This is a genomic window from Pseudomonas sp. TE3728, from assembly GCF_056279145.1.
Map to the genome: position 1 here is coordinate 1,504,902 of NZ_JBWBQT010000001.1, position 11,890 is coordinate 1,516,791.

Consider the following 11,890-nt stretch of genomic DNA (forward strand, 5'->3'; position numbering starts at 1 on the left):
CCAACCCCATGCTGCTTTGGTGGTCGCAGCCTACTCCCTTGGTAGTAGGGCTTGTGGCGCAGGCCCAACCAATACGGGTCGGGCGCCGTGCAGCTTGTCGACGCCGATCAGGGTCAGGATCAGCAAAAACGGCAGGAGCAGTGCTTTGAGAATTCGCATGGTCAATCTCCCCCCTTGAGTGATGGCCGTTGCAATCCATGCTAAAACCGCGCCGCCCGGGGTGAGTTACTACCTTGGTACTGGCCCATCGGTACTTTCTGCATATTTCCCCGCCCGCCCAGGGTTCCTATGCTGACGCTACCTGTGATGGAGTGCCTTTATGCGCCAGCTCGCCCCTTATGCCTTGATCTACTTGCTGGCGATTGCCTGCGCCGCCGGGGTGGCGACCCAGGTTCAGGCGGCGGAGGCACCGCTGCAAGTGCAGATCGGCTACCTCGGTTATCGCCCCGACCCCGGGCCGTTGCTGTCGAACGTCATTCCCGAACCGACCGATGCCGGCCTGCGCGGCGCCGAACTGGCGATCACCGACAGCAACAGTACCGGGCGCTTTCTCAATCACAGCTACAGCCTGGTCAGCGCCAGCGTCGACAATCCGGATGCGCTGATCGAAGCGGCCAAAGCCCAACACGAACAAGGCCTGCGCCTGTTTGTGGTGAATGCACCAGCGCAGACCCTGCGCCGACTCAGCGCCGTGCTACCCGACAGCCTGCTGTTCAACGCCGGCAGCGCGGATGACAGCCTGCGCAGCACCGACTGCCTGCCGAACGTGCTGCACAGCCTGCCAAGCCGCGCGATGCTGGCCGATGCACTGGCGCAATTTCTGGTGCTGCGCAAATGGCAGCGGGCACTGCTGATCGTCGGCCCGACCGCGGACGATCAAGCCTATGCCGCCGCCCTGCGCCGGGCGGCCAAACGCTTCGGCCTGCAACTGGTGGCGGAGAAAGCCTGGAGCTTTGATAACGATCAGCGCCGCAGCGCCCAAGCCGACATGCCGCTGTTCACCCAGACCGCCGAGTACGACGTGGTGCTGGTGGCTGATGAACGCGGTGACTTCGGCGAGTACGTGCCCTACCAGACCTGGTATCCACGGCCGGTCGCCGGCACCCAGGGCCTGACCCCGGTGGGCTGGCACAAGACCGTGGAAACCTACGGCGCCGCGCAGTTGCAGAAACGCTTCGAAGCCCTGGCCGGGCGCTGGATGAACGACCGGGATTTCGCCGCGTGGATTGCCGTACGCAGCATCGCCAGTGCGGTGGGCAAACTGCGTCAGGCCGATGCCATGGCGATTCGTACGCTTGAGATCAGCGATCAATTGCCGCTGGACGGCTTCAAGGGTCGCAAGCTCAGTTATCGGCCGTGGAACGGTCAGTTGCGCCAACCAATCCCCATCGTGCAACCCCGGGCGCTGGTCAGTACCTCGCCGCAAGACGGTTTCCTGCACCCCGTCAACGAAATGGACAGCCTGGGTTACGACAAAGCCGAGGTCCGCTGCCGCTTTCTCTGATCCTTTTCACGACAACAACAATAAGGAATCTGCCATGCGCCGCACCCTACTTTCCTGTGCCCTGCTTTCCTGGGCCCTGCTGCTCGCCGCCGGGCACGTCGCTGCCAGCACCGCCTGGGTCTCCAACGAAAAGGACAACAGCCTGAGCCTGATCGATATGCAGACCCTGCAAGTCACCGACACCCTGCCCGTCGGCCAGCGCCCGCGCGGCCTGTTGCTGTCCCACGACAACAAGTTGCTGTACATCTGCGCCAGCGATTCGGACCGGGTCCAGGTGATGGACATCGCCACGCGCAAGATCATCAAGGAACTGCCTTCGGGCAAAGACCCCGAGCAATTCGCCCTGCACCCCAACAATCGCTGGTTGTACGTCTCCAACGAGGACGATGCGCTGGTGACGGTGATCGACACCGAAACCTCCAAGGTGCTCGGGCAGATCAGCGTCGGTGTCGAGCCCGAAGGCATGGCCGTCAGCCCCGACGGCAAGTGGGCGGTGAACACCAGTGAAACCACCAACATGCTGCACTGGATCGACACCAGCACTCAGACCCTGGCCGACAACACCCTGGTCGATCAGCGGCCGCGTTTCGTCGAATTCAATCCCGATGGCTCGCAGCTGTGGGCCTCGGCGGAAATCGGCGGCACGGTGACGGTTCTCGACGTCGCCAGCCGCAAGGTCCTCAAGACCCTGACCTTTCAGATCAAGGGCGTACACCCAGACAAAGTCCAGCCGGTGGGGATCAAACTCAGCGCCGACGGCAAGTACGGTTTCGTCGCGCTCGGCCCGGCCAACCATGTGGCGGTGATCGACGCCAAGACCTTCAAGATCCTTGATTACCTGTTGGTGGGCCGACGGGTCTGGCAGATGTCGTTTACCCCGGATCAACGGCAATTGCTGGCCACCAATGGCGTCAGCGGCGACGTATCGGTGATCGATGTCGACAGCCTCAAGGTCACTAAATCGGTGAAAGTCGGGCGCTATCCGTGGGGCGTGGTGGTGACACCATGAACGCCCTTGAAGTCAGCGACCTGAGTTTCGCTTACGGCGCGCGCGAGGCCTTGCGTCAGGTGAGTTTCAATCTGGCAGCGGGGCGTTTTGCGGCGCTGTTGGGACCGAACGGCGCGGGCAAGTCGACGCTGATTGCGCTGCTCACCCGCCTTTATGATGTGCAGCGCGGTGATATTCGGGTCGGCGGCTGCTCCTTGCGCACCTCGGCACGTCCAGCGTTGAAGCAATTGGGTGTGGTGTTCCAGCAAAGCACTTTGGATCTGGACCTCAGTGTTGAGCAAAACCTGCGTTATCACGCCGCGCTGCATGGCCTGTCCCGGCGCCAGACCAACCTGCGAGTCGACGCCGAACTGGCACGCCAGGCCCTGACCGAGCGCCGTCGCGAACGGGTGCGCGAGCTCAATGGCGGCCATCGTCGACGGGTGGAAATTGCCCGCGCGTTGCTGCATGAGCCAAGCCTGTTGCTGCTCGATGAGGCCAGCGTCGGCCTCGATCCGGCCAGTCGCCTGGCGCTCAACCAACACATCCGCAGCCTGTGCCGCGAGCACACCCTCAGCGTGCTCTGGACCACCCATTTGCTGGATGAAGTGCAGCCCGCCGACGACTTGCTGATTTTGCACCAGGGCCGTTTGGTAGCCAGCGGACAGGCTGATGCCCTGAGCCTGGAACATGGCGGCGACCTCGGTTCGGCCTTCACTCGCCTGACCACCCCGGCCCCTTCAGGAGCAGTCGTCAGATGAACGCCTACTGGCAATGTTTCAGCGGTATCGTGCTGCGCGAATGGCTGCGTTTTGTGTTGCAGCGCACGCGGTTTCTCAGCGCTTTGGTGCGGCCGTTGCTGTGGCTGCTGGTGTTCGCTGCCGGTTTTCGCGCGGCACTGGGCATCGCCATCATCGAGCCCTACGACACCTACATTCCCTATGAGGTTTACATCATCCCGGGCCTGGCCTGCATGATCCTGTTGTTCAACGGCATGCAAGGTTCGCTGTCGATGGTCTACGACCGGGAGATGGGCAGCATGCGCGTGCTGCTGACCAGCCCCCTGCCCCGGACCTTCCTGCTGTGCAGCAAATTGCTGGCGACGTCGCTGATTTCACTGTTGCAGGTGTATGCCTTTATGGCGATTGCCTGGCTGTACGGTGTGCAACCGCCGGCCATGGGTTTGTTGCTGGCCTTGCCGGCATTGCTGCTGGTGGCGTTGATGCTCAGCGCGCTGGGCCTGTTGCTGTCCAATGCCATCCGCCAACTGGAGAACTTTGCCGGGGTGATGAACTTCGTGATCTTCCCGCTGTTTTTCCTGTCGTCAGCGCTGTATCCATTGTGGAAAATGCGCGAGTCCAGCGAGTGGCTGTATTGGTTGTGTGCCCTGAACCCGTTCACCCATGCGGTGGAACTGGTGCGGTTCGCGCTGTATGAACGCTTCAACCTGGTGGCGCTGGCGGTATGTACGGGGCTGACACTGATATTCACTCTGCTCGCCGTACTCACCTTCAACCCCCAGCATGCGGCCCTGCGCAAAACCAGCTAACAATCCATCCCCCTGTGGGAGCGAGCCTGCTCGCGATGGCGGTGGGTCAGCCGACATCCATGCTGGATGTAACGACCCCATCGCGAGCAGGCTCGCTCCCACAGTTGATCTGAGGTGTTCACATCTTTGTGTTCATAAGCAAAGCACCCGGCAATCCAGCACAAAATTACTACTTTAGTACTGGTTTACCTGTCTATCGTCGCATTCACAACGCACCGCTACTGGCATGTAATGGGTTCATAACTATAAGGACTGAACCCTATGCCGCGTGCACGATGTGTTCTGCTGTGCCCTTCTCTCGCCGCGCTGTCGCTGAGCCTGTTGCTGGGCGTCGCGCAGGCTGAAACAGCGCTGTTTTCTGCCGACGGTTATCGCATCAGTCTATACCGCAGCCCAACCCCGACTCAGCTCCAGGGCGCGAGTATCATCGACACGCCGGCCCTGCAAAACCTGCTCAAGCACACGCCGCAGCCGCTGCTGATCGATGTCTACCGCCGGCAATGGCTGCAAGGCCGTTTCATCGAAGACGAGCCCCATGAAAACCTGCCCGGCAGCCATTGGCTGGCCAATACCGGTGACGGTGACCTGACGCCCCCGTGGCAGCAATATTTCGCGCGCCACCTGCAGCAATTGACGGCGGGCGACCTGACTCGACCGTTGGTCTTTTACTGCCGCTCCGATTGCTGGTTGAGCTGGAACGCGGTAAAACGCGCCGCGTCCATAGGCTATAAAACACTGTATTGGTACCGCGACGGACTGGATGCCTGGCAAGCGGCGAATCTGCCCGTGACGCAGGCAAAGCCCGAGCCCTTTCCCTGACGTGAGCGCTTGCGTGTTGTTGCCACACCCGAATCAAAAATAATGAGGTGAAAGGCCATGTACAAAATTCTGATTGCCGACGATCACCCGCTGTTTCGCGAAGCCATTCATAACGTCATCAGCGACGGTTTCCCCGGCAGCGAGGTCATGGAAACCGCCGACCTCGACAGTGCCCTGGCCCTGACCCAGGAACACGATGACCTGGACCTGATCCTGCTCGACCTGAACATGCCCGGCATGCATGGCCTCAATGGCCTGATCAATCTGCGCAACGAGGCGCCGACCATTCCGGTGGTGATCGTCTCGGCCGAGCAGGACAAACAAATCGTGCTGCAAGCCATCACCTATGGCGCGGTGGGGTTCATCACCAAGTCCTCGCCTCGGGTGCAGATGACCGAGGCCATCCAGCAGATCCTCAATGGCAATGTGTACCTGCCGCCGGACATCATCCGCACGCAGAAAAGCGGCACTCATCGCCGGATGAATGACACCCCGAGCTTCCCGCCCGAATTGCTCCAGGCACTGACCCGCAAACAACTGCTGGTGCTTGAGCGCATGACCAAGGGCGAATCGAACAAACAGATCGCCTACACCCTGGAAATCGCCGAAACCACGGTCAAGGCCCACGTCTCGGCGATATTGCGCAAACTCAATGTGCACAATCGGGTGCAGGCGATTTTGAGTGCAGGGGATATTGATTTCGGGTCGTATTTGCGGCGCTGAGTTCGCAGGCAACCAGAAGACCGAGTCGCCCCCATCGCGAGCAGGCTCGCTCCCACATTTGACCGAGTCAACTCAGATCTAATGTGGGAGCGAGCCTGCTCGCGATGGGGCCCTCACAAACACCAGAAAACTCAAGGCCGACCAAGCAAATGACTCATCGCCGTCTTGAGCTTCATCGGCCGCACCGGTTTGTGCATCAGGGTGTGGCCCAGTTCGCGGATTTGCTGTTTGAGTTCGTTGCTGTAGTTGGCGGTGATCATCATCGCCGGGATCGCTGAAGCACGCCGGGCGTTGATGCGGGCCACGGCGTCGACACCATTCTTCTCGTCATCCAGGTGATAGTCGGCGATCAGCAGGTCGGCTTCGTCGTGATAATTATCCACTTGCCGCGCCAGGTCTTCTTCCGACAGCGCCGTGATCACCCGGCAGCCCCAACCTTCGAGCAAGGTGCGCATCCCCGCGCAAATGGCCGCATCGTTGTCCAGCACCCACACCCGTGCACCGCGCAGGCGCTCGAGCATCGGTTCACTCATCAGCAGGTTCGGCAACGCCTTGGGCGCCGTGGCACTCAACGGTACTTCGACGGAAAACATCGAGCCCTTGCCCGGCCACGAACGCACATGAATCCTGTGGCCGAGAATACGGGCGATTTTCTCGACGATCGCCAGGCCCAGCCCCAAGCCGCGATCCTGATCGGGACGCTGCACGTCACCGCGTTTGAACTCCTGAAAAATCTCCTCCAGACGGTTTTCAGCAATACCCATGCCGCTGTCCCAGACCTCGATGGTCAACCGCTGATGATGACGCCGGCAGCCGAGCACCACGCGCCCGCTGTAGGTATACCGAATGGCATTGCTCAGCAGATTACGCAGAATCCGCGCGAGCAACTGAATGTCGCTGCGCACCAACGCCGAACAGGGGATGAAATGCAGCTCGAGACCTTCGCTGCGGGCCACTTGGGTGTATTCCGCGGCGAGGTTTTCCAGCAATTCGCTGAGGGCGAAAGGCGCAATGTCGGCCTTGATCACCCCGGCATCGAGTTTGGAAATGTCCACCAGCGTGCCCAACAGGTTTTCCACGTCTTCCAGGGAATTGCTCACGTTGCGCACCAGCGTCTCGTTGGCCACCGGCTCCCGGCGTTCCAGCAAGGCGCTGGTAAACAGCCGCGCAGCATTCAGCGGTTGCAGCAGGTCGTGACTGACCGCCGCGAGAAATTTGGTCTTTGACAGGTTGGCCTGCTCGGCTTCGAGCTTGGCCTCACGCAAGCGCGATTCCACCCGGCGGCGTTCGTCGATTTCGCGCAGCAATTGGTCGTTGAGGGTGGTCAGTTCGGTGGTGCGTTCGCGTACCCGCAACTCAAGGTTCTGATAGGCCTGATGCAACGCCTCAGCGGTGCGGCGGCGCTCGGTGATGTCACGGATCAACACGAAAATCCCCACCACTTCCCCGGTGGCCAGGCGATTGGGCACGTAGGAGCGCAGCATGTAGCGCTCCTGATTATTGATGTTGGTTTCGGCAAACTCGAACGTCACGCTCTCGCCGGCCAGGGCCCGGGCCACGTAGGCTTCCAGGCGCTGATAGTGCTGCTCGCTGTGGACTTCGCGCAGGCTCTGCCCGAGCATCACGCCCCGGGGCCAGCAGTACCATTCTTCGTAGACTTTGTTGGTGAATTCATAGACCAGATCGGCATTCAAGTAAGCGATCAGCGCCGGCACATGGTCGGTGATCAGGCGAATCCAGCGCTCGCTTTCGCTGAGCGCTTCGGCGTGCTGGTAGCGTTCGGTGATGTCGGTGAAGGTGTTGACGAAACCGCCGGTGGGCAACGGATGGGTGCGGATTTCCAGCACCCGGCCATCGTAGAGGCGCTGCTCGCATTCCTGTACATGCCGCCCGTTCGGATCGCGACTGGCCGGGGTCAGCAGGTTCAGTTCGCTGTCGGCAATCACTTCGGCGAACGGTCGATGAGCCGCCACCGGGGCCAGGCCGCTGAGTTCCAGGAAGCGCCGGTTCCACAGTTCCAGAATGCCCTCGGCGTTGACCATCGCCACCCCTTGGGACAGGTTGTCGACCGCCCGTTGCAACAAGTGCGACTTCTGCGCCACCGCCTGCTCGCGGCGCAGGGTTTCGCTGAGTTTGACGTCGGTAATGTCGGTGAACAGGATCACCCGCCCGCCTTCCTGAGTCGGCCGTTCGCTGACTTGCAGCCAGCGGCCGTTGTGCAGGCGATAGAGCAGGTTTTCGTCGGCATGCCCGCGGGGTTCTTCGCTGAACAGTCCGGTCGCGGTCATCAACCGTTTGACCTCGCGCAGGCGCATGCCGGCATTGATGCGCACCCGGCTGTTGCCCCAGAACGCCTTGAAACGGCTGTTGAACAGCACGATCCGCTGCTCGGCGTCGAACAGCACAAAGGCGTCGGAAATACTTTCGATGGCGTCGATCAAGTGTTGATGGGCGGTTTCGGCCCGCAGCCGTGCCTCACTGAGCAAATGATTGCCGGCCTTGAGTTCAGCCATGGCCTGGTTCAGGGCATCGGTGCGCTCACGCACCTGTTCGGCCAGCACCACCGAATGCTGGAACGCCGCGTAGGGGTCGTTGCCCCGGGTGATGCCGGATTCGATGCGCTCGATCAGCGCGCCATTGATGCGCTGTAGTTTGTGGTTTTCGTGGCGCAGGCTGGCGATCTGCGCTTGAAGGTCAGCGCTGTCCAGGGGAGCGGCCTCGGGCAATGGCAACCCCGGTGAAGGTTTGGTTGATGTGCATGCCATTGAACTGTTCTCCATAGGTGTTAAAACCCATCACCCGCTGGTCCCGCAGAAACGCGCCGATCTGCTCGAGATTACCGCCGTCTTCCAGTTCCAGACGCCTGAGAAAACAGTCGCAGCCGATAGTCAGCAACAGGTCCCCGAGACGCTCCTGCAAACCGTCGAACAGATTTTGTAGATTCGGCAGCATGGGGCCGGGGGTCATGACGGTGAGGACGATGCCGTTTTCCACCGCGCAGTAGAAACTCAGGCTCAGGTCTGGATGAACCTGCTGGATCGCACGCACGTAATACTGATCGTTGATTCGCACCGCCAACGGGTGCGCGGCAAAGATCCGATAGTCGAGGTCGGCCACGGCTACGCCGATGTGCCGGGCGTATTCCTCGGCGGCGGGTTCGGCATTCAGTTCGAACACCCGGCGCGAGGTGCTGTCGGCAGCGGTGACCACCAGTTTCTCGGCCCTGGGCAGGATGTGGTGAGTGGTGAAGACTTCGAAGTCCAGCCAGGTATTGACCAGCACCACCACCGCCGCGCCGCTGTGAAACTCGCCGCCGAAGTACACATGGGTATGGGTCAGGTAGTTGTCGTCACCGGCCGATCCGCCGAAATGCGGAATGTCGCCCAACGCCGCGCTCAAGGCCGCCAGCACCATTTCTTCACGGCTGGACAGGCCATCGAGCAGGGTCAGGGCAAAGCTGTTGCCCTTGATCGGCGCCAGGGTGTTGCTGCGACAGCCGCTGACCAGTCGCTCGACCATTTGCTGGGCATCGATCAGGCTGAAATGCTCCATCTCGTCGATCAGTTCGGTGGAGATGGAAAAGTGCCGATGATCGAAGCCCACCGCCGTCACGCAGCTGCGGCCATAGCCTTGGGGGGTGATTTCTCCGGCACTGGTGCAGCCCACCAGACGAATGCCGCCGAAGCTCTGTTGCAATGCCTGCCCCAGCGCCTGCAAGTCGTACTCGGCGGAGCAGAAGAACAGCACAAAGCCCAAATGCGGATGCAAGAGTTGTCGCGCCAGATCCTGAGCCGCTTGCTGGGCATCGGTGGCCTGGGACATGCCACTGACCACACCGTCGTTCTGAACCTGCTGCATCCTCGCCCCTCGCCGGTGCGCCTGTATGAGGCACGAGTGTACGAAGCCTGCGGGCGGTGGCGAATGCTACTTGGGTAGCGGGTGGGGGGTTCGATGGGATGAGAGAAGTGTTGGCACCACACATTTCCCTGTGGGAGCGAGCCTGCTCGCGATGGCGGACTTACATTCAACATCTTCGCTGAATATTAAGCCCTCATCGCGAGCAGGCTCGCTCCCACATTGGATCTGCGTGATGCCGATGCTGTTGTTACCAGGTCAACACCGCCCCCACCGCAAACGTATCGGTGTCTTCATTCTGGGCGCTGGTGTCGTGGCCATTGATTTCGAACTGGTTGTACTCGGCCACCAGCTTCAGGTTGTCGTTGACGTCATGGAACAGTGCAATGCCGCGGGTCTCGTAATCGGCACCGCTGCCGACCACGCCGTTGCCGTCGTCCTCGGTCTTGCCGTAAGACAGAGCCAGGCGGTTCTTGCCCAGTTTGTAGGAGCCCTGCAACAGGTAACCGTCGCTGTCGACATTGCGCAGGGTCGGTTCGCCGGCGTTGTTGGTGAAGAACGGGTTGATGCCCTTGGCCTGGAAGCCGGAGCCGGTCAGCGACAGCCCGCCCATCTTCGCCTGCACGCCGTAGCCGACACCTTTGGAGGTGACGGACTCGACGCTGGAATCGGTGTTGTCCGAAGTCTGGTAGCTGCCGTTGAGCCAGCTGTAAATCTTCGCCCCGCCGACGTCGAACTGATAGGTGATCTCGCTCTCGGTGCGCGGGTTCTCCTGATACGCCTTACCCGTCGCGCTGCTGTCGTTGGTGTCGACCGGGTCCATGATTCCGACCGCCACCCGCAAGCCGTCCATCACCGGGGTGCGATAGGTAATTTGCGAGGTCGGGAACGGGTATGGATAACCGCTGCCGATGTTGCCGAACGACACCCCGCCGCCGTCCACCAGGCCCAACGTATCGCTGACCTGACCATAACCGGCGAGTAATTCGTCGAGCAGGATGTTGGAGCGGGCAAACAGGCCGAAGTCCTTGCCGATCAACACCTCGCCCCACTCTGGATTGGCCACCGTGCCGTAGAACTGCCGCACGTCGATGGCGGTGTCGGTGCCGTTGGTTTCGCTGTCGTTGATGGTCACCCAGAACGAGGCACGGGCGCCGAGTTTGAGGTCATCGACCTGCTTGCCCATGTTGAAGCCCAGGTAGTTGGGCAGAAACCCCATCTTCACCCGCGCCTGGCGCCGGTCGTACTGCTCGCCGGCCCGGTCCACGTCACTGTTCACGTAGAAGGCGTTGATGTAGCCATCCGTGGAGAACGTGGTCTGGTCCTTGTCGTACAGCATGATTTCGGCCTCGGCCATTGAGCTCAGGCCAAGGGAGGACAGGCTGGCGATGAAGGCCGGCAAGAAACGGTGCTTGAAGTTCTTATTGTTGTGCATGACGCGCTCCGCAACGGGGGACTTGATGTCGGAGGCGATTATCGAAAGCTGACTGGCGGCGTCATACGCTGCCTTGGGGGCGGTTGTCAGCTGCTTTGGATTGGCGGGTGGTGCGCGGCAAATTCGGCGTAAGACCGCCAGTCGGACAGGCCCGGAACTTAGGGTGTACGCCTGTGGACCCGACTGGCGTCCACAGAGACCGGTGCCCGCTAGGCGAGCGCTCTAAACAGCATGTAAACGGCGATCACCACGCAGACGCTGGCAAAGCCCATCTGCAACCCTCGGGCCGGCACCCGCGCGCAGAGTTTTCGACCGAGGATCATTCCGACGATGCTGGCGACAATGAACGACCCGCCCAAACCATCGATCCGCACCCCGGCATGAAACGCGCCGATCACGCCGATTACCGAGATCAGGCTGATCACCATCAACGAAGTAGCGACGATGCCGCGCATCTGCACATCGGTCAGTTGCTTGAACGCCGGCACAATCAGAAAGCCGCCACCGACCCCGAGCAGCCCCGAGACCACACCGGTCACCGCGCCGAGTGCCGCCAGGGTGGCGGTGCATTTGGCGGTCCAGGAAAAACGCCCGGTCTGCTGATCGAGCATGCAGTTCTTCTGGCCCCAGTTGGCGTGGCCGTGATCGCTCGGGCCATCGTCGGGCTTTTCCCGGCGCAGCATCCGCCAGGCCACCATGACCATCAGCAGACTGAACAGGACCATCAGGATCTTTTCCGGCAACTGATGGGCGAAGTAGATGCCCATCGGCGAAAACACCGCGCCCAGCAGTGCGATCAACAACGCGGCGCGATAGCGCACCAGGCCATGGCGCAAACCGTCGATCGCACCGATCGCCGCCGCACTGCCCACCGCGAACAAGGCGACGGGCGCCGCTTGGGTCATGGTCAAACCCAGCCCCAGCACCAGGGCCGGCACCGCAAGAATACCGCCACCAGCACCGGTCAAACCCAGCACCAGACCCATGACAACGCCGAAAAAACTGGCCAGCAACATA

General features: G+C 61.3%; 11 protein-coding genes. 6 read left to right on the forward strand and 5 right to left on the reverse strand.

Translation table 11 applies throughout. The annotated features are described in order from the left end of the window. Positions 1-30: 30 nt before the first annotated feature. Positions 31-159, reverse strand: a complete 129-nt coding sequence (locus tag ACZ89R_RS06125) for a hypothetical protein (RefSeq protein ID WP_007907038.1) — start codon at positions 157-159, stop codon at positions 31-33. Positions 160-319: 160 nt separating this feature from the next. On the opposite strand from ACZ89R_RS06125, the gene ACZ89R_RS06130 reads away from it, so the two are divergent. The 6 genes from ACZ89R_RS06130 (at position 320) to ACZ89R_RS06155 (ending at position 5,583) form a co-directional block, all read left to right on the forward strand. Then, positions 320-1,504, forward strand: coding sequence for an ABC transporter substrate-binding protein (locus tag ACZ89R_RS06130; RefSeq protein WP_429546358.1), 1,185 nt, complete (start codon positions 320-322; stop codon positions 1,502-1,504). A 34-nt stretch (positions 1,505-1,538) separates the two neighbouring features. Then, positions 1,539-2,513, forward strand: coding sequence for a YVTN family beta-propeller repeat protein (locus ACZ89R_RS06135; protein ID WP_429546357.1), 975 nt, complete (start codon positions 1,539-1,541; stop codon positions 2,511-2,513). Next, positions 2,510-3,253 carry an ATP-binding cassette domain-containing protein gene (locus ACZ89R_RS06140; RefSeq protein ID WP_429546356.1) on the forward strand — a complete coding sequence of 248 codons (744 nt, stop codon included), beginning with the start codon at positions 2,510-2,512 and terminating at the stop codon, positions 3,251-3,253. The genes ACZ89R_RS06135 and ACZ89R_RS06140 overlap by 4 nt, the downstream gene beginning before the upstream one ends. Beyond that, positions 3,250-4,041 (forward strand): ABC transporter permease, encoded by a 792-nt coding sequence (locus ACZ89R_RS06145; protein ID WP_429546355.1) that lies wholly within the window; start codon positions 3,250-3,252, stop codon positions 4,039-4,041. The genes ACZ89R_RS06140 and ACZ89R_RS06145 overlap by 4 nt, the downstream gene beginning before the upstream one ends. Before the next feature lie 261 nt (positions 4,042-4,302). Further along, on the forward strand, positions 4,303-4,860 hold the full coding sequence (locus tag ACZ89R_RS06150; protein WP_429546354.1) for a PQQ-dependent catabolism-associated CXXCW motif protein: 558 nt from the start codon (positions 4,303-4,305) through the stop codon (positions 4,858-4,860). A 57-nt stretch (positions 4,861-4,917) separates the two neighbouring features. Next, positions 4,918-5,583, forward strand: a complete 666-nt coding sequence (locus ACZ89R_RS06155) for a response regulator transcription factor (protein ID WP_008005351.1) — start codon at positions 4,918-4,920, stop codon at positions 5,581-5,583. Between the two features lie 131 nt (positions 5,584-5,714). On the opposite strand, the gene nahK is transcribed toward ACZ89R_RS06155, so the two are convergent. The 4 genes from nahK to ACZ89R_RS06175 form a co-directional block, all read right to left on the reverse strand. After that, on the reverse strand, positions 5,715-8,309 hold the full coding sequence (gene nahK / locus ACZ89R_RS06160) for a hybrid sensor histidine kinase/response regulator NahK/ErcS' (RefSeq protein ID WP_123495233.1): 2,595 nt from the start codon (positions 8,307-8,309) through the stop codon (positions 5,715-5,717). Then, entirely contained in the window at positions 8,278-9,441 is a 1,164-nt protein-coding gene (gene nosP, locus ACZ89R_RS06165; protein ID WP_429546353.1) for a nitric oxide-sensing protein NosP, read from the reverse strand. The genes nahK and nosP overlap by 32 nt, the downstream gene beginning before the upstream one ends. Positions 9,442-9,688: 247 nt before the next feature. Further along, positions 9,689-10,873 (reverse strand): porin, encoded by a 1,185-nt coding sequence (locus tag ACZ89R_RS06170; RefSeq protein WP_008005357.1) that lies wholly within the window; start codon positions 10,871-10,873, stop codon positions 9,689-9,691. A gap of 209 nt (positions 10,874-11,082) precedes the next feature. Continuing rightward, positions 11,083-11,889 (reverse strand): sulfite exporter TauE/SafE family protein, encoded by an 807-nt coding sequence (locus ACZ89R_RS06175; protein WP_429546352.1) that lies wholly within the window; start codon positions 11,887-11,889, stop codon positions 11,083-11,085. Position 11,890: the final 1 nt, after the last annotated feature.

Bases quoted from the DNA above. Each gene is read 5' to 3' on its own strand.
- ACZ89R_RS06125 (WP_007907038.1), bottom strand. From the start codon at position 159: ATGCGAATTCTCAAAGCACTGCTCCTGCCGTTTTTGCTGATCCTGACC.
- ACZ89R_RS06130 (WP_429546358.1), top strand. From the start codon at position 320: ATGCGCCAGCTCGCCCCTTATGCCTTGATCTACTTGCTGGCGATTGCC.
- ACZ89R_RS06135 (WP_429546357.1), top strand. From the start codon at position 1,539: ATGCGCCGCACCCTACTTTCCTGTGCCCTGCTTTCCTGGGCCCTGCTG.
- ACZ89R_RS06140 (WP_429546356.1), top strand. From the start codon at position 2,510: ATGAACGCCCTTGAAGTCAGCGACCTGAGTTTCGCTTACGGCGCGCGC.
- ACZ89R_RS06145 (WP_429546355.1), top strand. From the start codon at position 3,250: ATGAACGCCTACTGGCAATGTTTCAGCGGTATCGTGCTGCGCGAATGG.
- ACZ89R_RS06150 (WP_429546354.1), top strand. From the start codon at position 4,303: ATGCCGCGTGCACGATGTGTTCTGCTGTGCCCTTCTCTCGCCGCGCTG.
- ACZ89R_RS06155 (WP_008005351.1), top strand. From the start codon at position 4,918: ATGTACAAAATTCTGATTGCCGACGATCACCCGCTGTTTCGCGAAGCC.
- nosP (WP_429546353.1), bottom strand. From the start codon at position 9,441: ATGCAGCAGGTTCAGAACGACGGTGTGGTCAGTGGCATGTCCCAGGCC.
- ACZ89R_RS06170 (WP_008005357.1), bottom strand. From the start codon at position 10,873: ATGCACAACAATAAGAACTTCAAGCACCGTTTCTTGCCGGCCTTCATC.
- ACZ89R_RS06175 (WP_429546352.1), bottom strand. From the start codon at position 11,889: ATGTTGCTGGCCAGTTTTTTCGGCGTTGTCATGGGTCTGGTGCTGGGT.